Below are 21,673 nucleotides of genomic sequence, written 5' to 3' on the forward strand. Positions count from 1 at the left end.
TGGTTTTATTTGCTAAATATGTGACAACTCAGTAACCAAACGGTCGATCGATTCTTTGGTCTTCGTCTCTGTTACACACAAGAGCATACTATTGTCCAGTTCGGGGTAAAATTCAGAAAGTTCTAAACCACCAATGATTCCTTTTTTTAGCAGGTACTCGTTGATCTTATTTGTACGCAGATTGCCCTGTGCTTTTAAGACAAATTCATGAAAGAATAGTTGTTGAAATGCCGGTTCAAAGATATTCAGTGAACACAGTCTTTCATACGCATAATGGCTTTTTTGGATATTGAGACGAGAAAGTTCCGCCATACCCTTTTTTCCTAATGCACAGAGATAAATGCATGCCCTTAATGCAAGGAGCGCTTGATTGGTACAAATATTGGAAGTCGCCTTCTCCCTTCGTATGTGTTGTTCCCTGGCCTGCAGGGTGAGGACGAAACACCTTTTTCCGGTGCTATCCACCGTTTCCCCAGCGATCCTTCCGGGCATCTTGCGCAAAAGCTCTTTTTTTACCGTAAAAAAACCGAGGTATGGTCCACCATAGTTTAGATAATTTCCCAAAACCTGGGCCTCGCCAACGGCAATATCGGCATTGTATTCACCCGGTGGTTTCAGGATGCCCAGAGAAATGGGGTTTACACAAGCGATAAAAAGGCTGTCATGCCTGTGGGTAATATTTGAGATGGTCTCCATGTCTTCAATACAGCCAAAGAAGTTTGGATTTTGGATGAGTACAGCAGCGGTGCTGTCGTCAATAACTTTCTCCAGTTGGTTCATGTCCGTTATTCCGTCAGGTGCGTCTATTTCAATAATTTCTGTATGCAATCCTTTCAAATAGGTCTTGAGCACCTGCCGGTATTCAGAATGGATTGCCCGTGAGCAAACAACCTTATTCTTTTCTTTCAGCCGAATGGACAAGAGTGCTGCCTCCGTTAAGGCAGTTGAACCATCGTACATGGAGGAATTTGCCACATCCATACCAGTTAACTCACACATCAATGTTTGGAATTCATAGATTACCTGAAGCGTACCCTGGCTTACTTCGGGCTGGTAGGGTGTATAACAGGTATAAAATTCACTCCTCGACGCCAGGTGGTCTACAACAGACGGGATATAGTGTTCATAGGCGCCGGCACCTAAAAATGAAATGTATTTGTCGATATTGCGATTCTTTTCACTGAAATCTTTTAAGGCTCTTAATACCTGTGGTTCGGAAAGGCCGTTGGGTAATGGTAAAGAAAATTTTCTTAACGTCTTTGGGACGTCTTCAAGGAGCGCTTCAAAAGAAGGTATCCCTATTTCTTTCAGCATTATTTCTTTATCGCGTGCGGTGTTCGGAATGTAATCCATAACATCTCCGTTGAAATGCAAAATTGAGTCTGGGAATAGAGGTCTGTGTTGATGAAAAAATTGAAGCAAAAAAGGGTAAAACAAGCAACGAAAAAAACTTTTGAATGATTTATGTACGATAGTATTCCTGAATAGGTTTGACGTCAAGGCTTCCGTTTTTGAGCGCCTCGATAGCCTTCGTAGCGGCCACTGCACCGGCAAGTGTTGTAAAATAGGGGACATGGTGAAGAAGTGCGGTGCGCCGGATGGAATAGGATGCCTCCTGGGCTGCCTTACCTCCTGTGGTGTTGATGACAAGTTGGATTTCGTTACTCTTGATGTGGTCGACAATATTGGGCCTTCCTTCAATGACTTTTAAGACAGGTGTGACAGGAACGTTATTTTCGGAAAGTACTTTAGCTGTGCCGTTTGTGGCTACAAGCCTGAAACCCATCTGTGAGAGTTTTTTTGCAATGGGGACAATGGGCTTTTTGTCTCTGTCTCTTACGCTCATGAAAACGCTACCCGTTAATGGGAGGCTGCAGTCAGCCGCCATCTGGGATTTGGCATAGGCACGACCAAAGTCCTTATCTATTCCCATGACCTCGCCTGTTGATTTCATTTCCGGTCCTAAGATTGTATCGACCCCTTTAAACTTTATAAAAGGAAAGACCGCCTCTTTCACGGCAATATGTTTTAATTCCATGTTCGTGGAGATATTGAGTTCGCTGAGCTTCTTTCCCATGATTACCTTTGTTGCAATCTTGGCCAGCGGAATACCAATCGCCTTGCTGACAAAGGGTACGGTCCTCGAAGCACGAGGATTGACCTCCAGCACATACACCATTTTATCTTTAATGGCATATTGTATATTGATGAGACCTATTACGTTCAAGGCCAGCGCTATGACTCGTGTCTGTTTTTTTAGTTCGGCAATAATATCGTTCCCGATGGAATATGGTGGGAGCGAGCAGGCGCTGTCTCCGGAATGGATGCCGGCTTCTTCGATGTGTTCCATAACGCCGCCAATAAGCACTTCCTTACCGTCACAAATAGCGTCAACATCAATTTCTGTGGCATCTTCCAAAAATCTGTCAATGAGAACAGGATGTTCTGGTGAGACATGAACAGCATGCGTAATATATTCCTCTAAACCAGCTTCATCGTACACAATACGCATGGCTCTTCCTCCAAGGACATAGGATGGGCGGAGCAGTACAGGGTAGCCTATTTTACAGGCAATAACCTTTGCCTCCGTGGCAGACCGTGCACATCCATTATCCGGCTGTCTTAAATTTAATCGGTTCATTAAGGCTGCAAACCGTTCACGATCCTCTGCAACATCAATACTTTCCGGAGAAGTTCCCAGTATTTTAACACCCTCTTTTTCCAGGGGTATGGCCAATTTTAACGGTGTTTGTCCGCCAAATTGGACGATAACGCCTTCGGGCTTCTCCTTATCAATAATTTCAAGGACGTCTTCCAGGGTAAGTGGTTCAAAATAAAGCCGGTCAGAAGTGTCGTAATCCGTACTTACCGTCTCCGGATTGCAATTGACCATAATCGTTTCGTAACCCAATTCTTTTAAGGCAAAGACCCCATGAACACAACAGTAATCGAACTCAATACCCTGTCCGATACGGTTAGGTCCGCTCCCGAGGATGATGACCTTTTTCTTCTGAGTAGGCTCCGCCTCACACGCCCCTTCATAGGCTGAGTACAAATATGGTGTAAAGGCCTTGAATTCGGCAGCACAGGTATCCACATGTTTAAACACCGGCCTGATTGATTCCCCCTGACGGTACGTTCGCACCGTTTTTTCATCAACATTACACAAACAAGCCAGATATTTATCTGAATAACCGCGTCGTTTTGCCTCAGTCAGCATTTCCTTGTCCAGTGTAAATATCTCTCTGTTTTGAGAGGTATGAGCATTTTCAGAACACTTCCGCCGTATCTCGTCTTCCATGTCCAGTACCTGTTTGATATTGTAAAGGAACCAGCGGTCAATATGAGTCCATTTAAATATCTCGTCCAGACTCATGCCAAACCGTAGCGCATCGGCAATGTGCCAGAGCCTGTCAGAATTTGGGACCATCAATTTCGTTCTTAAAAACTCGTACCGTTGCTCAGTAGACCATTTGTCACTCCCTGAGGGCCATAACGACTCAAATCCATATCGCCCTGATTCTAAGGAACGGATGGCTTTACCGATGGCCTCTTTAAACGTACGTCCCATTGCCATGACCTCCCCCACTGACTTCATATGGATAGTAAGTGTCTGATCAGTATCAGGGAATTTTTCAAAATTAAACCGGGGCACTTTTACGACACAATAATCGATGGTGGGTTCAAAACAGGCAGGGGTATAACGGGTGATGTCGTTAGGGATTTCATCAAGGGTGTAGCCAACCGCCAGCTTTGCAGCAATTTTAGCGATAGGAAAACCCGTAGCCTTTGAGGCAAGGGCGGAGCTTCTCGAAACCCTTGGGTTCATCTCGATGGCCAGCATTTCTCCATTATCCGGGTTCATGGAGAACTGAATATTGGAACCACCGGTCTCAACGCCTATTTCCCGAATAATCTTAATTGCCGCATCCCGCATAACCTGATATTCGACATCGGTAAGGGTTTGGGCAGGGGCAACCGTGATGCTATCGCCCGTATGTACACCCATGGGATCAAAATTTTCAATTGAGCAAATGATCACGACATTGTCTTTTAAATCACGCATTACTTCCAGTTCATATTCCTTCCAGCCTAAAACGGAACGCTCCACAAGGACTTCATGTACCGGGCTGGCTTCAAGGGCTACCTTGATATATTCTTTGTATTCTTCGATATTATATGCTGCATTTCCACCGGTGCCTCCTAACGTAAAAGAAGGACGAATAATAGCCGGAAAACCTATTTTTTCGATAACCGTCATGCCTTCGTCGTACGAACGGACATAAGCACTTTCAGGAACCGGGATACCAATCTGTTTCATGGCAGACTTAAAGAGCGACCTATCTTCGGCTTTTTTGATGGCATCCAGCTTGGCGCCGATCAATTCTACGCCAAATTCATCCAGTACACCCTTTTCTGCAAGGTTAACTGCCGTATTTAAACCGGTTTGTCCGCCCAATGTTGGAAGTAATGCCTGTGGGCGTTCCTTTGCGATAACCTTTGCCACCATTTCCGTCGTTATCGGTTCTATATAAGTCCTGTCGGCAACTTCTGGGTCTGTCATAATGGTGGCAGGATTACTGTTTACGAGGACAACCTTATATCCCTCTTCGCGGAGCGCTTTACAGGCCTGGGTGCCTGAATAATCGAATTCGCAGGCCTGGCCGATGACGATCGGGCCTGAGCCAATAATCAGGATTTTTTGTATATCGGTTCTCTTGGGCATTTGTGTTTCTTGGGTTAATTGAGTTAATTGGGCTTTTTATATCGGTTCTCGTTCTGAAGCAAATAAGTTAACTTTGATATTTCATCATCTCAATAAATCTCTCAAACAGATAACTCGCATCGTGTGGGCCAGGCGAAGCCTCCGGATGATATTGAACAGAAAAGGCAGGTATCGAGTGGCATTTCAATCCCTCTACAGACTTGTCGTTGAGATTGACATGGGTAATCTCAACGTTCCCGTACGGACTTTTTTGCATGGTACCTTCCTGTGGCGCCGTTACCGCAAAGCTGTGATTTTGTGCGGTAATTTCCACTTTTTTGGTGTGTAAATCCATGACGGGCTGATTTCCCCCATGATGTCCAAACTTTAATTTGTAGGTCTTTAGCCCCAGGGTAAGTGCCATCAATTGATGGCCAAGACAAATCCCGAATACCGGTTTTTTCCCTAATAAGCCTTTAATATTTTCAATCATATAAGGAACGGCTGCCGGGTCACCTGGACCATTGGAAAGCACGACCCCATCCGGTTTCATGTTCAGGATAGTTTGAGACTGGGTTTGTGCCGGAACTACCGTTACAGAGCAGCCGGCACTGTTCAGTTTTCTGAGAATATTATATTTTACGCCACAATCATAGACAACGACCTTGAGTCTTTTTGATTTGCCCGCATCTGAGTCAGAATCCTTCCATTCATACAAATTGTTACATGTCACTGACTTTACAAGATCTATCCCAACCAATCCGGGGGCAGATTTTATCTTTTTGGTAAGACTGAAAACATCAAAATCTTCGGTGGAAATAATACCCTGCTGGGCGCCGTAATCCCGTAATCGCCTTGTCAATTCCCGTGTATCTATTCCCTGGATACCCACAGTCTTTTTGTTTTTAAGAAACTCATCCAGACTAATTTGTGAACGCCAGTTACTGGGGAAGGGGCTGTATTCTTTAACAATAAAACCCTCTAAAAAGAGGCTACGAGATTCGTAATCTTTTTCATTGATTCCATAATTGCCAATCAGCGGGTAGGTCATGACCACCATTTGGCCTTTGTATGACGGGTCTGTGAGGATTTCCTGGTAGCCCATCATGCTGGTATTAAAAACGACCTCACCGGCCTTCTCACCGGCGGCGCCTAAAGAATATCCTGTAAAACTTGTCCCGTCTGCAAGAACAAGTATTGCCCGTTTTTTATCCATAAATTTTTACTAAAGGTTGCAAGGTTGGTATGCCTTCCGTAGTCTTAGTTTCTTGATGTCTAAATTCAAGTCGATAAATCGTACAAATAAAAAATGGACGTGTCAAGTCAAAGTTGTTTTTTCACTTGACTACGATGACTCCTTTGCTATATTAAGCCTTACAACCACAATACGATAAACTGTTTGAAAGGGCAATTTACTGCATGGCAATTCTTGTTACTGGTGGCGCTGGTTTTATCGGTTCACATCTGGTGGAAAAATTACTATTATTGGGTGAACAGGTAGTTGTTATCGATAATTTTAATGACTTTTACCCGCCTGCTTACAAAAGAGAAAATATCTCGGCGGTTGTTCGCAATCCATGGTTAACTCTCTACGAAACCGATATCTGTAACACGGCCTCTTGTAAAGAGGTATTTGAGAAACATCGCGTTGAAAAGATTGTTCATCTGGCGGCGTATGCTGGTGTGAGACCATCGATCGAACGACCCTTACTCTATGAAGAGGTTAATTGTCGGGGTACCTTGAATTTGCTTGAACTTTCGAGGATATATAAGGTCAAGCAATTTATCTTTGGTTCGTCTTCATCGGTTTATGGGAATAATAAAAAGATTCCATTTTCAGAAGATGACCCTGTAAACGAACCGATATCTCCTTATGCTGCTACCAAACGGGGGGGGGAACTTTATTGTTATAATTACCATCACCTCTATGAGATACCCATTGCCTGTCTCCGGTTTTTCACGGTGTACGGACCACGACAACGACCCGATCTTGCCATACGTAAATTTACCGAAATAATTGATCATGACCAGCAGATTCCCATGTATGGCGATGGAACGACGCAGAGAGATTATACATTCTTTTCTGATATCATAGACGGTGTGGTTTCTACCTTAAAGAAACAATTTGATTTCGAAATTATTAATCTGGGTAATTCAACACCGATTCAGTTGGCAAGGCTTATTGAACTCATTGAACAGGAATTGGGCAAAAAAGCAAAAATCAAAAGACTTCCAGAACAACCTGGCGATGTGCATAGGACTTATGCAGATATTAGAAAGGCGGAGCGATTTTTACAGTACAGGCCAAAAGTATCCATTGAACAAGGTATCCGTTTGTTTGTGGCATGGTATAAAGAACATAAAAAATAAACGGCCCAATTTCTTACTCCAGACGAAACTGACTCAACGGATGAAACACAGTGGTGATACCTAGTTGCCAATAACAGAAATATCAACAATGAGGTTTTTCCATGTTGACACTCTCTAATAAAATAAGCCTCAGCAGGATATTTTTTATTCCACCCCTGGTGTTTTGCATAACACAGGTCCAGCATAACAATCATTACCGGTATGTCTGTCTTTTTATCATGCTGGTTATCGGCTTAAGCGATGTGCTGGACGGCTATCTTGCCAGAAAAAGAAATGAAATAACAAATCTGGGAAGGTATCTGGATCCCGTTGCAGACAAGCTTGTCCTGGTGGTTTCCTGCATCATACTTTCCTCTGATCGTATCTGGCCGGAACCAAGATTTCCCAACTGGATTCCAACAGTTATTGTCTGCAGAGACCTTTTACTCATGTTTGGTACCATTGTTTCTCTCTTCATTACCGGGAGAATGGATTGTCAACCAACGATGCTGGGTAAGGCTGCCACCAGCCTTCAGATTGTTGCCATCATATCTGTGCTCATTGGAAACCATATTCCATTGCCTGCACTCATCATCATCTGGTGGATGGCCGTTATTTTCACCTTTATTTCCGGACTGTTGTATATGTACAGGGGGGTAAGACAGTTGTAATGTGCTTCCTATTCCCTCCTGCTATATTTATACAAAAAGGCTTTACATTGCCCACCTTTTGTACTAGTATTTATATAAATTTTTTAGTAGGCAATCAGCCCTCTGCAAACAATAAGCAGTGATAGCTGAAAACCGACAGCAGACACTGATCGCCTGCGGATTAACTCATCGAAATTTGTACGAGAGGTTTTTTTCATGCGATTTAACATGATACAAGAGGCCGTAGAAGACCTGAGACAGGGCAAAATGATCATTCTGGTGGATGATGCGAATCGTGAAAACGAAGGGGATATTACTATTGCTGCTGAAAAGATCACGCCAGAGGCTATTAATTTCATGCTTACCCATGCGCGGGGTATTATTTGCCTTGCAATTAATGCAGAACGAGCAGAAGAACTCGATCTTTATCCCATGGTATCCAATAATACGTCAAACTTCCAGACGCCCTTTACTGTTTCTGTTGATGCCAGAAACGGTATTACGACGGGCGTTTCTTCAAAGGACCGGGCTACAACGGTATTAACCGCTATTGACGATAGGGCGACTGCCGATGACCTTGTCAGGCCAGGCCATGTATTTCCACTCAAGGCACAAAGGGGTGGCGTGCTGGTCAGGACAGGACACACCGAAGGTGCGGTAGACCTGACACGCATTGCAGGGCTGAAACCCGCAGCGGTTATCTGTGAGATTATGACAGAAGACGGGAATATGGCGAAACTTCCCGATCTTAAAAGGTTTGCAGAAAAACACAATCTCAAAATCTGCACCATTGCAGACATTATTAAATACCGGCACGAACAGGAGCGGTTAATTGAAAAGCGCGTTACCGTAAAATTGCCTACTGCTTATGGAAATTTTACGCTTCATCTGTATCGTTCCTTCGTTGATGATTATCTCCACCTTGCCTTGTGTTTGGGTGTGGGCAGTGAGAGTGGAAATGCCCCGTCTCCCTTGCATAATGAACCAGTACTGGTAAGGGTGCATGATGAGTGCCTGACTGGCGATATCTTCGGTTCTCTCCGTTGTGATTGTGGTGAACAGCTTCACAGTGCCCTTCGGATAATACAGAATCATGGGAAGGGGGTACTGTTGTATATGCGACAGGAGGGGCGGGGTATTGGTCTGGAAAACAAATTGCATGCGTATTTATTACAGGAAAAGGGATTGGATACTGTTGAGGCCAATGAAAAACTTGGTTTTCCTGCTGATAAGCGGGATTACGGCATCGGTGCGCAAATCTTGAGAGACCTGGGTATAACAAAGATGCGGTTGCTTACAAATAACCCGAAAAAGTTCGCCGCCCTCGCCGGATATGGACTGGAGATCGTGGAACGTGTGCCCATCGTTATGGAGCCAAAGGAAGAAAACAGGGATTATCTGCGGACAAAGAAAGAAAAGCTCGGGCATATCATAGAAAAGGTGTAGTCTGCATTTGGAAAACCACAAAGACCAAAAGGCACAAAGAATAATTTGAAGGGAAAAGGCTGGGGATGGTTTTAGCATACGTTTCAAACTAGCAATGAAAAGACTTTTTGCAAAAAAGGCCCTGCACGACCTTGTCGAGGAATCTAATCACCATCACTTCAAACGGGTATTGGGCCCATTTTCGCTGACTGCCTTAGGAATTGGCGCCGTTATTGGCGCCGGGATCTTTGTCCTTACTGGTCTGGCTGCAAAAGAGTTTGCAGGTCCTAGCCTGATTCTTTCCTTTGTCCTTTCAGGTCTTGCCTGTATCTTCGTAGCCCTGTGCTACGCCGAGTTTGCATCCATGGTTCCTCTGGCCGGCAGTGCTTATACGTATTCATATGCAGCCCTGGGGGAGGTTTTTGCCTGGATCATTGGATGGGATCTTATTCTTGAATATTCCCTTGCCTCTAGCCTTGTAGCCGTAGGGTGGTCACATTATTTTGTAAAATTAATAGGACTTTTTGGTTTGCATATTCCACCCTGGCTTACCAATGATTATTGGACGCTTTCTCACCAGGCACAAGACCTCTTTACTCAAAGCGTGCCGGTTATTTATGGGATCCCTATCGTATTCAACCTTCCCGCCGCTCTTATTATTATCGCCATTACTACCTTACTGGTCATTGGCATAAAAGAAAGCGCACGTTTCAATAGTATCATTGTGGGGGTAAAACTTGCCGTAATACTCCTGGTGATTTTCGTTGGGTGGTGTTATGTAAAGAGCGATAACTGGGGAAATAGTTTTGAAACCTTTGCACCTTTTGGTATTGGTGGTGTTGGTACCGGTGCAGCTTACGTGTTTTTTGCCTATATTGGTTTCGATGCAGTTTCTACTACTGCACAGGAGGCAAGAAACCCGAAAAGGGACGTACCTATTGGCATCATTGTATCGCTGGTATTGTGTACCATTTTATACATTGCTGTCACTGCCGTCCTTACCGGTATGGTTTATTACAAGGATATCAATATTGATGCCCCGCTGGCCGATGCCTTTACCCGGTATGGACTGGTAAAGATATCCTTTTTCATTTCGGTCGGAGCTGTGGCGGGATTGACCAGTGTATTGCTGGTATTACTCTTAAGTCAATCCAGGATATTCTGGGCCATAGCCAGAGACGGCCTTCTGCCCGAAAGAATCTTCGCTGCCGTTCATCCCCGTTTTGGGACACCCTACATATCTACCATAATCGTTGGCACCTGTGTTGCCCTTACCGCCAGTTGTTTCCCCATAGAAGAAATCGCGAAGTTGGTTAACATTGGAACCCTGCTTGCCTTTTGTCTTGTGAGCGCCGCAGTTATCATCCTTCGTATCAAAGATCCACATCATCCCCGTGCCTTTCAGTGTCCTTTTGTCCCGGTAATCCCCATCCTGGGCATTCTCTCCTGTGGATACATGATGATACGACTCGAATTTTCCACCTGGCTCAGGCTCCTTGTATGGCTGGCACTAGGTGCCATCATCTATGCCGCCTACGGCAGACGTCACAGCAAACTGGCAAAGAAACACGCCCTGATGGAGAAACAAAACGAGTCCCTCATGGAATTGGATAAAAGCTATCTGTAGTGGTTTGCAATACCCCTTACTTTCTTTGTAAACAAGGAAGAGTATCCTCATTTTTTCTATTGCTAAATCTATCTTGGGATAGTAAATTGAGCTACCAGACAAACACCAGAATTCCATTGTATCTAAATCCAATTAGACAAATTATCCAGCAGCATTTGTTCTGATTTTATACGAAAAATCAATTTATTGCTATTGTTAATTTTGATTGTTGTTCAGTCAGACGAGTAACAGAAAATGCAAGAGATAGAATGGATACAAGAACGTGTTAGAAAAGGTGAATATTATTTTTCAAGGCATGGAGATCAGGAAAGGCAAAATGACAATCTTACAATTGTAGAGGTCGAAGAAGCCTTGTCTACAAGCAGAATCTTAGAAAAATATGAAAACACTGGGAGAGGAGAAAGCTGTCTGGTTGCAGGGTTTACGAATACGGGTAAACCAATACATGTAGTTTGTGGAGAAAGGGGAGATTGGTTAGTGTTGATAACCGTCTATGTTCCTAGTCCTCCAAAATTCAAAACCCCTTATGAGAGAGGTGAGAAATGAACAAAAGTTGCAATTTCTGCGGGAACAAAAATTTCAAAGAAAAACGTATACAATATATTTACAAACATAATGATCGGTTTCTCGTCATGAATAATGTGCCTTGTGAAGAATGCGAATATTGTGGAGAGCAGTATTTTAAAGCAGAAGTATTAAAAAAGATTGAGAAAATTTTCAAAGATATCTACTTTTCAGGAAAGAAAGTAAAACGAGAAGTTAAGGTGCCGGTTGAAGAATTTGCTGATATTTGAAACTAGATACAGGATATTCGTTGGACGTATTACGAACTGCTGATATTTTCTCTTAAACAAGGGCATTATTAAATCTATTGCATAATTAATTTAAAATGGCATACTTCCCCCGAAAGGGGGTGAGACATGCTGAAATATATAAAGATTTCGAAAAGGCCAAATACCTTATATCGGTCAACGGGATTAACGAGAGAACAATTTACTGCTCTTTGTACAAAACTAAACCCATTATGGGAAAAAGCAGAGAAAAGACGCTTGACCCAAAGGGAGCGAAAAGGCGTCCTTGGACAAGGAAGAAAATATAAACTCTCTACTACAGAGGATAAACTGTTATTCATTTTAGTGTTTTACCGTTATTACCTTACCGACGAACTTATGGGATACCTCTTTGGCATTCATCCAAGCAATGCTTGTAGGCTGAGGATTAAAATGGAACCCCTGGTAGAAAAAGCTGCCGATCCTTCTCTGAGTCAATCGATAAGACGCAGGATTCCTCCTGGTGTAAAAAAGGTTTCTACCTTGGAGGAACTGCTTGTGGTATGTCCTGAATTTGCAGAGGTTGTAACCGATGCTACTGAGCGGCAAAGGCGAAGACCGAAAAAAAGGATACAAAAGAAATACTATTCCGGAAAGAAGAAACGCCATACCAAAGGGAAAATTCTTATGGTAAGTAAAAGCTATCCTGGAAGAACCCACGACTATAACATCTTCAAACAGGAGAATACTGCGAAAAAGTTGCCCACGAAAAATATCCATTATGGAGATAGCGGTACGATGGCGCTCCAAATGACTATCCTGAACACACGATTATACTGCCGGTAAAGAGGAGACGCAATCATAGCAGCTTGAGTCTTTCTGAAAAGCGTTTTAACAGGAAACATTCTCGAATACGTATTCTTATTGAACATGTATTAAGTCGTATGAAAAAATATCAAATCCTAGCCCAGGTGTATTGTCACAAAATGATAGATTATAATCGAAGATTTAGAAACATTGCCGCCCTTGTCAATTTCAGGCTGGCATCTCCTGCTATTTAGAATATGTCATAACCTTAAGATTGTTTCAAACTGTACAATTACGCAATATATCTATTAATCAGAGATAAAGTTTACGAAGGTTTTATTTCTTTCCTGACCCTGGAGGAAATTCTGAAGGCTCCTCATGAAATACGCAAAATATTAAAGAACACAATTAATGAATCGGGACTTGAGGTTTTTGAAGAGACTGAGGAATGTGTTGAGTTAGCAGGTGCTTATTTAAATGATGAAATTATTCCCGTGAAGTATCGTAATGATGCTAGACATATTGCAATAGGTGTATACTACGAATGCGATTTCATTGTCTCGTGGAATTACAGACATATGGTAAATATAACCGTGAAAAGATTGATTAACAGTACAAATTTGAGGATGGGATATAAGTATATTGACATAGTTTCACCGGAGGTAATAGGATATGGAGAAGTGGGAACATAAATCGCTGGAGTGGATCACAGGGTTAATAAATATTTGGGGAGTAAGTCTCTATGGCCTCCTCACTCTCTCCTAATCTGTATGACGTGGCCGTTGTTGGAAGTGGTCTGGCGGATCATCTGCTGCACTTTGTTTAGCCAGACAAGGGGTGAGGGTGGTAGTTCTAGAAAAAGATTCGCTGCCACGTCATAAAACCTGTGATGGTGGGGTGACCTACAGGGCGATCCAACTGTTGCCTGTTGACATCCGAGAGGTTATTGAGTTAGAGTGCTACTCTGCCGAGTTGAATATGATCGATGCCAGCCTTCATTTCTCTACCAAAAGACAACAACCGATTATTTCCATGACCTCACGGGAGAAGTTTGATTTCTTCCTGGTTTCTGCTGCCAAAGATGCCGGGGCTGATGTTTTGGCAGACTGCAAGGTAATTGGCATTATAAATAAGTCTGACAAGGTTGAATTAATTACCAGCAAGGGAATATTGTCTGCCCGATTCGCGGTTGCGGCAGATGGTGCGAGGGGCGTTGTTGCCCAAAAAGCTGGCTGGCAGGAAACTCGTTACCTTATTCCTGCGCTGGAGTGTGAGGTTTTTGTATGTGAGAGCGTGCTGAGGAGATTCAGCCGTGCAGCCAGATTTGATTTTGGTATAGTTTCTTACGGATATGCATGGGTTTTCCCGAAGAAGGAACATTTGTCCATCGGTGTGTTGAGTATGTGACGTATCCCAATCAATCTGAATGAAATATTTGAGTGGCCAAATTGCTGCTCAAGCTTTACTTGATGGAAGGTTTGAAATGAGGCGCGTTGAACAAGTCTATAATTCGCAACTTGCGAAGGTAATATTACCAGAACTGCGATTGGGCAGAATTTTGGAGAAATTGATTTACGATTATCCGAGGATACGCACGTGGCTATTCCGTTTGTATGGACGGAAATTGAGTGAGGTTGTTACCGACGTATTCATAGGTGAAAAAACCTATTGTGGGATGCTACACAGTCCTTTGAATTATCTTAAATTAGGTTGGGTTTTAAAAGGCAAAACTCAACGACTTTTCACTTTTACCCACCCCTTAATCCCCTCTTGGGAGGGACTTCTAAAATTCCCCTCTTGAGAGGGGTAGGGGTGTGTTTATTCATTGCTTAACTAAAAAGTTTGAAATTCCTATACGTGAACTTAAACACGGACAAACTTCGTTTGTCGATGCTACCCTAAAAAATCGCATGAATATTATGCAGGGTCCTATAGTAAGGATTATTTTCAGTTGGCGGATGCTGGTTACCTTCTTCCTGGGAGTAAGCTCCGGCATCCCTCTTTTAGTTACGGGTTCCACGCTTCAGGCATGGATGACCGATGAAAAGGTCAATCTTGCGGTGATTGGGATGTTTTCCTTGGTAGGGCTTCCTTACACGGTCAAGTTTCTTTGGGCACCTGTCATGGACCGATACGTCCCACCATTCTTTGGCCGGAGGCGCGGGTGGATGCTGATTTCCCAGATGCTTCTTATGCTGGCCATCGGCGCCTTTTCTCTCGTAAGGCCTGCCGAATCTCCCTGGATTGTGGCCTTTCTCGCAGTGCTTGTGTCCTTTTTTAGCGCGAGCCAGGACATTGTCGTTGATGCCTATCGGCGTGAGCTTTTACAGGATGAGGAATTGGGCTTAGGCTCCTCTCTGGCTGTTAATGGTTATCGCATTGGTATGCTCATTTCCGGGGCGTTTGCCCTGTTTTTGGCCGATCATATCCCCTGGAATTACGTTTATCTGCTGCTGGCCGTCTCACTTCTTATTGGTATTATTACTACATGCTTGGCACCAAAAAAAGAAGGGCGGATGATTCCCCCGAAATCTCTCCGCGAAGCGGTTATAGAACCCTTTCTTGATTATTTTAAGAGGGTAGGGGCCTTTGAAATTTTGGCCTTTATCCTTCTTTATAAAATCGGTGACGTTATGGCTAGCAGCATGACAACACCTTTCATTTTAAAGATGGGATTCACCAAGACAGAATTGGCTGCAGTTGTAAAGATTTTTGGGATATTTGCCACGATTGCAGGTAGCCTTGCCGGGGGAATTCTCTTATTAAAATTAGGGCTTTGCAAGGGTCTTTGGATATTTGGAATTCTTCAGGCTGTATCGACCCTCTCTTTTTCAGCGCTTGTTTCTGTGGGTGCGTATTACTCCGTACTGGCGGCTATGGTTACCTTTGAGAATTTAACCAGTGGTATGGGAACCTCTGCATTTATAGCATTTATGGCAAGCCTCTGCAATAAGAGGTTTACCGCCACGCAATATGCGCTTTTGAGCAGTCTCATGGGCATCCCAAGGGTGATTGTTGCTTCACCTACCGGGTTTTTGGTTGAAAGATTAGGATGGGTTCGTTTTTTTGTCTTCTGCACGTTAGCCGCTATTCCGGGACTCGTTTTCCTCTTTCGTTTTAAGGCATGGCAAGGGGAATCACATCGTGTTAATGAAACAACCGCCGTTCGTGAAGGTGAAGAACTTTTTACTGAGCCTTAATTTTCAAAATAGTTGCGTGTTACGAGTTACGGGTTGCGAGTTTTTATTTAACCTGCAACACGGGACACGTAGGTCGATTGTATAAGAATTTTCATTTTATTTATGCAGGTCTTGGGGATATGTGTTAATCGATTATGTATTTACTTAAATAATCGGCGGGAGACCTCCCCTTCATCCCTTGTGAAGGAGGAACAAGGAAGACGTTTATCTTTACCTCCCCTTATCTCCTTGCGAAGGGGGGAAAGAGGAGTAGTTATAAATTGAAGGAGTTTTTACTTTTGATTGCAGCGATGCCACGTTGCTTTAAATTCGGAGGGTTGTAGCATGAAAAAATATATTTTCGGTACTATCCTTTTCAGTCTGTTTATTACTTCTCATTCCATGGCACAAGGAAAACAAGTTTCTATTACCATTTATCAGAATAATCTTGGCCTCGTTCGTGATGTCCGGGAAATGGAATTACAAGCGGGAAATCAGGAGATTCGTTTTACGGATGTTGCATCTTTGATTGATCCTACTTCCGTTCATTTCAAATCACTTACTGCGCCGGATCAGGTGACTATCCTTGAACAAAACTATGAATATGATTTGGTGAGCGCAGAAAAGATATTGCAAAAATATATCGATCAAGCCGTCCAGCTCTTCACCAAAGAGGGTAAAATTTTTGACGGAAAACTGCTGAGTGCAGGCGGAAATGTGATCCTGGAGAAAAAAGAGGGTGGAATTCAATCAATCGCAGTAGCAAATATTCAAAATATGGACTTTCCCAAACTACCTGCGGGCTTAATCACCAGACCGACACTGGTCTGGTATCTTTCGAGTGAAAAAGCCGGCAAACACAATATGGAAACAAGCTACTTAACGGATGGGATCGGCTGGCATGCAGAATACGTCGCGTTGGTGAATAAAGACGAGACAACACTGGATTTGTCCGCCTGGGTTTCCGTTAATAATCAATCAGGTACTGATTATGAGAATGCAAAGCTCAAACTGGTAGCGGGTGACGTCCACCGGATAACACCTCCGCCACCGCGCTATCTCGGTTACGAGGAAAGGGCGATGGTGAAAGCCGCCCCGTCTCCTCAATTTGAAGAAAAGGCTTTCTTTGAATATCACCTTTATACGCTTCAGCGTGCCGCAACTATCAAGAATAATCAAATCAAGCAACTTTCGCTTTTTCCAACGGCAACAACGCCCGTAAAAAAGATTTACGAATATGACGGATCCAAAAACGAAAAGAAAGTCAATGTAAAATTGGAATTTATAAATTCAGAGAAAAATGGATTGGGACTTCCTATTCCTGCCGGGAAAGTGCGGGTTTATAAGTCAGATGAAGATCAATCCCAGATTTTTCTTGGAGAAGACCAGGTTGACCACACTCCCAAAGATGAAAAAATCCGGTTGTATGTGGGAGACGCCTTTGACGTGGTTGGTGAACGAAAGCAGATGAGTTATAAACAGTTAAGTGACCGGGCACGGGAAGAAACCTGGCAAATCAAGCTGCGCAATCACAAAAAAGAAGATGTCGAAATCCTGGTAACAGAACATCTCTGGGGTGATTGGGAAGTTCGCGAATCTTCGCATACATATAATAAAAAAGATGCCAACACCCTTGAATTTTTAATTCCACTGAAAAAAGATTCGGAAGTAACCGTAAAATATACGGTGTTATATCGCTGGTAATTAAATTGTATGGAAATTTTCATATATTTAGGATAACTGGCAATGTGCTTAAATAACTGGTGGAAGCCCTCCCCCTTCATCCCCTCCTTGCGAAGGAGGGGAAAGAGGGGTGGTTCTAACCTGAAATGATTGAGATTTTTAAAAGCACGAATCATAGGCTTGAGAAAGTTAATGCGCCAACCGAAGGATGCTGGGTCAACGTAGTAAACCCCAGCGAGCGGGAGGTTGCACAGATCGAGGGATGGGGCATTCCTCCTGATTTTGTAACCCATTCCCTGGACATTGATGAGCGTGCCCGGACGGAAAGGAATAACGGCATCATCTTTATTGTGCTCCGCCTCCCCTATGTGCAGGGTAAAAAATCGCCTGTTCCCTATATTACCGTGCCGCTTGGGATTATCCTGGCGGATACTTTCATCGTAACAATTTGCAAAGAGGAGACGAGCGTCATTCATGAATTTGCCGCTGGTCAGGTGCATGGCCTGTCTACCGTTAAAAAGAATCGGTTTGTCCTGCAGCTGCTCCTCCGTACTGCCGATCGATACCTGGCTTATCTTCGGGACATTGATAACTTTGTTGATGCGCTTGAAGAGAAGCTACATCGCTCATTGCAAAATAAGGAGGTTCGGGAGTTGTTGAAATATCAGAAGAGCCTGGTTTATTTCACCACTGCCCTGAAGTCCAATGAGCTGATGCTGGAGCGCTTGCAAAAAAGTCAATTGTTTCAGGTTCATCCTGAAGACGAAGACCTGCTTGACGATGTGCTTATCGAGATACGCCAGGCAATCGAAGTAACCGCTATTTCGGAAAACATCCTGAGCCAGATGATGGATGCATTCGCATCTATTATCTCTAATAATTTGAACGTGGTCATGAAGTTTCTAACCTCGATGACGATTGTAATCAGCCTGCCCACTTTGATCGCAAGTTTTTACGGCATGAATGTCCGCCTTCCCGGACAGGACCACCCCTATGTGTTCTCGCTGACGTTGCTCGTTTCCCTCATGACATCGTTAATCGTCGTGATCATTTTCTGGAAGAAGGAATGGCTGTGAGAAGAAAGTTTTCATTTTATATTTTCATCATGTTTGGTATATTCTCAAAATGAATCAGCATCACAGCACAGAGTACCCAATTTTTATAAGGAAGTGATAAAGTGATTGAAATAAAACCGATAACCGGAACGGTCGATGCAATCGTTACAGTTCCGGGCTCGAAGAGTTATACAAATCGTGCACTCATTACTGCGGCATTGGCCGATGGAGAATCCACAATCACGAATGCCCTTTTTAGTGACGATACCAAATATATGGCGTCCAGCTTGAATGTCCTGGGAATACCCATCGAAGAACAGCAAGATGTCAATAAGTTCATCGTACACGGAAAAGGTGGAACTATTCCCGCAAGACAGACGAATTTGTTTGTGGGGAATGCAGGGACTGCCATGAGATTTTTAACGGCTATGCTAACTCTGGGCAACGGGGTCTATGAGATAGATGGTGTTACGCGTATGCGGCAAAGGCCCATACAGGATTTACTTGATGGCCTAAGACAGCTTGGGGCGGATGTTATATCGAAACATAACGACGGTTGTCCACCTGTAATAATCCGGGGGAAAGGATTAAATGGTGGATTGGCCGTTGTAAAGGGAGATTTGAGCAGTCAGTATTTTAGCGCCCTGTTGATGACTGCCCCTTGCGCAAAAAAGGATGTGATCATAGAAGTGAAGGGAAATCTGGTTTCAAAACGTTATGTGGACATGACTGTGGCGTTGATGCGTGAGTTTGGGGTAAATGTTGAGAACAATGATTATAAAACGTTCTTCGTAAAATCCGGACAGCATTACAAGGCTACACACTATGAAGTTGAGGGAGACGCATCGGCCGCTTCTTATTTTTTTGCTGCTGCTGCCATTACTGGTGGAAAGGTAAGGGTCGTTGGCATTGGGAGTGATTCCTTGCAAGGGGACATCCATTTTGTTGATGTCCTGAAGAGTATGGGTTGTAAGGTCGTCATAGGCAGCAATTGGGTTGAAGTGCTGGGGAATTCATTGCATGGTGTAGATGTGGATATGGGTGACATGCCGGATGTGGTGCAGACTTTGGCAGCTGTGGCGGTATTTGCCCACGGTAAGACGCGGGTAAGGAATGTAAAAACTATGCGGATAAAGGAAACCGACCGTATTGCGGCGGTGGTAAATGAATTACGGAGAATGGGGATTTCAGCGGTGGAATATGAGGACGGCTTTGAGATTGAGCCGTCTCCGCCACGACCAGCTCAGATAGAAACGTACGATGACCATCGTATGGCCATGAGTTTTGCATTGATTGGGTTGCGCTCAACAGGAATATCGATAAAAAACCCTGAGTGCGTATCCAAAACATTTCCTGATTATTTTCAGAGATTAGAGGCCTTGAGGGGTGGGTTGTAAACTGGGCTTGCTATTAGCCTCAATCCTAATCTCTTTAATAATTCCTGTAGCTAAACCATCCGCCAGGCGGGTGAGAATAGCAAAAGCTATACTGTAGTATCTACAAAAGAAGTCTCCTTAGTGGACGTCCTCCGGTTTCAAAAGTCCGAATCTTACTTGTATAGAAATTTTCCATTTTATCCATGAATTTTTTAGGACGGTAGTGTCATAAAAATCCCCCCTTTGTTAAGGGGAATTAACTGGGTTTTCGCTTTGCTCAACCTGCTAACATAACTACACAGCCTTTTTAATATCTTATGACCGAGTAGTGATAATATATATACATAGCGACATAAGTTTACAACTGTCTGTCATTCCTGGCTTGATCCAGAATCCAGTATTTTTCTGGATTCCCGCTTCCGCGGGAATAACATATTCGTATCTGATTAATGACGCTGGGTATAGCTGTTCTTTCCGGGCGTAATGGTTCTAATAATTGTTGCAGACTCGCTTGCAAGCCACCCAGGAGAATATTTTCATATCGTACTGACAAATCCACCCTTCGGGAAAAAGAGCAGTACAACCATCGTCGGGGCCGATGGAAAAACCGTATAAAGAAAAAGAGACGATCGAAAGGGAAGACTTTTGGGCTACTACCTCAAACAAACAACTGAGCTCTGTCCAGCATGTAAAGACCATCCTTGCGCAACACGGACGCCCTGACATCGTTGTGCCTGATAATGTCTTGTTTGAAGGCGGCGATAGTTGATATTAAGTAATCTGTCGGACTTCCCGGACGTCAGTTTTCTTGCTTATAAAAATTTTCTATGATTGTCCGGCAGAAAAATACTTCGGTACCTTAATCAAAATCTGCATAAATTTCTCCGAAATTTATCCCTGCAATACTCGTTTTCTCATACTGTTTTTTTAGTGATAATCTTGCTTCCTGAAGTTCCGGACTGGCGCTCCCGTTCCGTATTGCATCTGATGCCTCTATGAATCCGGCGAGATGATATCCCTGGTAAGCACCTCCGGCAGGTCGTGGAATAAGCCTGTGAAATAATTGTTTACGCATCTGCGTGCACATGCTTTTATTTCTAAGGAAAACAGATAGGAAAGTATTGCGACAAATAACGAATGTCCCAAAACGGAGGTCCTGGGTATTCTGTGGAGACGAGACCATTTTATCCAAAAAGTGTGTCATGGCACACAAGTGTGACGTCGCAAAAGTGTGCCATGACGCACTTTTTGCGGGTTTTCCATGAACCTGTTGTTCGGAATGTCTGTGCTATTTTTATCTATAACTAGTTTAAAATAAATGACTAATGAAATAATTAATCAACAATATTTGTTTTTTCTGTGAAATGGCTTCTCTTTCGCCCTTGGTGTATATCAGAAAACATTTGATAAAGGTAAACCCTGAGTGATCAGGGGGCGCAAAGTAATAGGGTCTTTACAAGCCGTTTAAACTTTTTGAACCGCTTAAACGGCTTATGGGAAAAGACAGCCTTACTGCCGAAGATGTTGGGAAATATCTTTGCAGTAAGGTTTTTTTGTTTTAGGAGTTTCCCTGAAAATAATGCATATTTTCCTCGTTAATTGGTTATGCTGATCTACGTTAAGCAAGGTTGATAATAGGAGGAACGTTATGGCTAATACGATAACCTGGTCGTGGAATGAAATTCGGCAAGAATTTTTTTCACTCAGCAAAGATTTTGTGTACATGAACAACTCAACGTTTGGTGTGCCTCTTAATTCGGTGAGAGAACGAATGAATGAAGTTCAACGTCTTTACTCCGAGGGTTGCAATCTGGACCTATACGTGGACGAAATCGTAAAAAAGATTCAACAAGTGTATAACATGATGGGGTGAAACGGTCAATTCGTATTCTTATCTGGGCAAACACGGTCTTTCTTATCACGTAGGTAACGTCAATTCTGTGGCCGAAGGAATGTCGCTTGTTGCAAACGGATTATCGTTTAATAAAGACGATATCGTATTAATAACCGATCACGAGCACGAGGGCGGTAACTTAATGTGGTACTT

At 43.4% G+C, this 21,673-nt stretch carries 18 protein-coding genes, 3 pseudogenes and 1 riboswitch; of the genes and pseudogenes, 15 read left to right on the forward strand and 6 right to left on the reverse strand.

Annotation, left to right across the window (positions count from 1 at the left end; translation table 11 throughout):
- Positions 1–12: 12 nt before the first annotated feature.
- The 3 genes from gcvPA to carA all read right to left on the reverse strand — a co-directional run bounded on the left by gcvPA (position 13) and on the right by carA (position 5,921).
- Positions 13–1,353, reverse strand: a complete 1,341-nt coding sequence (gene gcvPA, locus BROSI_RS13130; RefSeq protein WP_052564260.1) for an aminomethyl-transferring glycine dehydrogenase subunit GcvPA — start codon at positions 1,351–1,353, stop codon at positions 13–15.
- A gap of 109 nt (positions 1,354–1,462) precedes the next feature.
- Positions 1,463–4,726 (reverse strand): carbamoyl-phosphate synthase large subunit, encoded by a 3,264-nt coding sequence (gene carB, locus BROSI_RS13135; protein WP_052564261.1) that lies wholly within the window; start codon positions 4,724–4,726, stop codon positions 1,463–1,465.
- A gap of 67 nt (positions 4,727–4,793) precedes the next feature.
- Positions 4,794–5,921: a glutamine-hydrolyzing carbamoyl-phosphate synthase small subunit gene (gene carA / locus BROSI_RS13140; RefSeq protein ID WP_052564262.1), complete on the reverse strand. Its 1,128-nt coding sequence runs from the start codon at positions 5,919–5,921 to the stop codon at positions 4,794–4,796.
- Between the two features lie 203 nt (positions 5,922–6,124).
- Here carA and BROSI_RS13145 point away from each other — a divergent pair, with 203 nt between their 5' ends.
- From BROSI_RS13145 to aroA, 13 genes and pseudogenes are all read left to right on the forward strand, one after another.
- Entirely contained in the window at positions 6,125–7,075 is a 951-nt protein-coding gene (locus BROSI_RS13145) for a GDP-mannose 4,6-dehydratase (RefSeq protein WP_052564263.1), read from the forward strand.
- A gap of 101 nt (positions 7,076–7,176) precedes the next feature.
- A complete protein-coding gene (locus BROSI_RS13150; protein ID WP_052564264.1) occupies positions 7,177–7,725 on the forward strand; it encodes a CDP-alcohol phosphatidyltransferase family protein in 549 nt (182 codons plus the stop codon).
- Positions 7,726–7,920: 195 nt separating this feature from the next.
- Positions 7,921–9,150: a bifunctional 3,4-dihydroxy-2-butanone-4-phosphate synthase/GTP cyclohydrolase II gene (locus BROSI_RS13155; protein WP_052564265.1), complete on the forward strand. Its 1,230-nt coding sequence runs from the start codon at positions 7,921–7,923 to the stop codon at positions 9,148–9,150.
- Between the two features lie 94 nt (positions 9,151–9,244).
- Positions 9,245–10,756 carry an amino acid permease gene (locus BROSI_RS13160; RefSeq protein WP_052564266.1) on the forward strand — a complete coding sequence of 504 codons (1,512 nt, stop codon included), beginning with the start codon at positions 9,245–9,247 and terminating at the stop codon, positions 10,754–10,756.
- Between the two features lie 234 nt (positions 10,757–10,990).
- Positions 10,991–11,302, forward strand: a complete 312-nt coding sequence (locus BROSI_RS13165) for a DUF4258 domain-containing protein (protein WP_052564267.1) — start codon at positions 10,991–10,993, stop codon at positions 11,300–11,302.
- Positions 11,299–11,550, forward strand: a complete 252-nt coding sequence (locus tag BROSI_RS21020) for a type II toxin-antitoxin system MqsA family antitoxin (protein ID WP_052564268.1) — start codon at positions 11,299–11,301, stop codon at positions 11,548–11,550. Before BROSI_RS13165 ends, BROSI_RS21020 begins: the two co-directional genes overlap by 4 nt.
- A gap of 126 nt (positions 11,551–11,676) precedes the next feature.
- A complete protein-coding gene (locus tag BROSI_RS13175) occupies positions 11,677–12,372 on the forward strand; it encodes a transposase family protein (protein WP_052564269.1) in 696 nt (231 codons plus the stop codon).
- A gap of 23 nt (positions 12,373–12,395) precedes the next feature.
- Complete coding sequence (locus BROSI_RS21430) at positions 12,396–12,587, forward strand: transposase family protein (RefSeq protein ID WP_157842524.1); 192 nt, start codon at positions 12,396–12,398, stop codon at positions 12,585–12,587.
- 559 nt (positions 12,588–13,146) lie between these two features.
- Positions 13,147–13,740 (forward strand): annotated as a pseudogene (locus BROSI_RS13180) (NAD(P)/FAD-dependent oxidoreductase); the annotation flags it as partial.
- A gap of 512 nt (positions 13,741–14,252) precedes the next feature.
- Positions 14,253–15,533 carry an AmpG family muropeptide MFS transporter gene (locus BROSI_RS13190; protein ID WP_052565841.1) on the forward strand — a complete coding sequence of 427 codons (1,281 nt, stop codon included), beginning with the start codon at positions 14,253–14,255 and terminating at the stop codon, positions 15,531–15,533.
- Between the two features lie 324 nt (positions 15,534–15,857).
- The gene (locus tag BROSI_RS13195; protein WP_052564272.1) at positions 15,858–17,216 is read left to right on the forward strand and encodes a DUF4139 domain-containing protein; all 1,359 of its coding nucleotides are present in this window, start codon (positions 15,858–15,860) and stop codon (positions 17,214–17,216) included.
- 125 nt (positions 17,217–17,341) lie between these two features.
- Positions 17,342–18,271: a magnesium transporter CorA family protein gene (locus tag BROSI_RS13200; RefSeq protein WP_052564273.1), complete on the forward strand. Its 930-nt coding sequence runs from the start codon at positions 17,342–17,344 to the stop codon at positions 18,269–18,271.
- Positions 18,272–18,372: 101 nt separating this feature from the next.
- The gene (gene aroA, locus BROSI_RS13205) at positions 18,373–19,647 is read left to right on the forward strand and encodes a 3-phosphoshikimate 1-carboxyvinyltransferase (RefSeq protein WP_052564274.1); all 1,275 of its coding nucleotides are present in this window, start codon (positions 18,373–18,375) and stop codon (positions 19,645–19,647) included.
- Positions 19,648–19,984: 337 nt separating this feature from the next.
- On the opposite strand, the gene BROSI_RS20215 is transcribed toward aroA, so the two are convergent.
- Positions 19,985–20,179 (reverse strand): hypothetical protein, encoded by a 195-nt coding sequence (locus BROSI_RS20215; RefSeq protein WP_162183203.1) that lies wholly within the window; start codon positions 20,177–20,179, stop codon positions 19,985–19,987.
- Between BROSI_RS20215 and BROSI_RS21435 the strand changes: the two are divergent.
- Positions 20,119–20,386 (forward strand): annotated as a pseudogene (locus tag BROSI_RS21435) (N-6 DNA methylase); the annotation flags it as partial. The gene BROSI_RS20215 and the pseudogene BROSI_RS21435 overlap by 61 nt on opposite strands.
- 99 nt (positions 20,387–20,485) lie before the next feature.
- Here BROSI_RS21435 and BROSI_RS20825 read toward each other — a convergent pair.
- Together BROSI_RS20825 and BROSI_RS21440 are read right to left on the reverse strand one after the other, a co-directional pair.
- A complete protein-coding gene (locus BROSI_RS20825) occupies positions 20,486–20,701 on the reverse strand; it encodes a hypothetical protein (RefSeq protein ID WP_157842526.1) in 216 nt (71 codons plus the stop codon).
- Positions 20,629–20,820 (reverse strand): annotated as a pseudogene (locus BROSI_RS21440) (HD domain-containing protein); the annotation flags it as partial. The gene BROSI_RS20825 and the pseudogene BROSI_RS21440, both read right to left, overlap by 73 nt.
- Positions 20,821–21,027: 207 nt before the next feature.
- Positions 21,028–21,146, forward strand: a riboswitch (cyclic di-GMP riboswitch).
- Between the two features lie 128 nt (positions 21,147–21,274).
- On the opposite strand from BROSI_RS21440, the gene BROSI_RS13215 reads away from it, so the two are divergent.
- Positions 21,275–21,499 carry a hypothetical protein gene (locus tag BROSI_RS13215; protein ID WP_052564276.1) on the forward strand — a complete coding sequence of 75 codons (225 nt, stop codon included), beginning with the start codon at positions 21,275–21,277 and terminating at the stop codon, positions 21,497–21,499.
- Positions 21,500–21,673: the final 174 nt, after the last annotated feature.

The organism is Candidatus Brocadia sinica JPN1 (assembly GCF_000949635.1).
Taxonomy (GTDB): domain Bacteria; phylum Planctomycetota; class Brocadiia; order Brocadiales; family Brocadiaceae; genus Brocadia; species Brocadia sinica.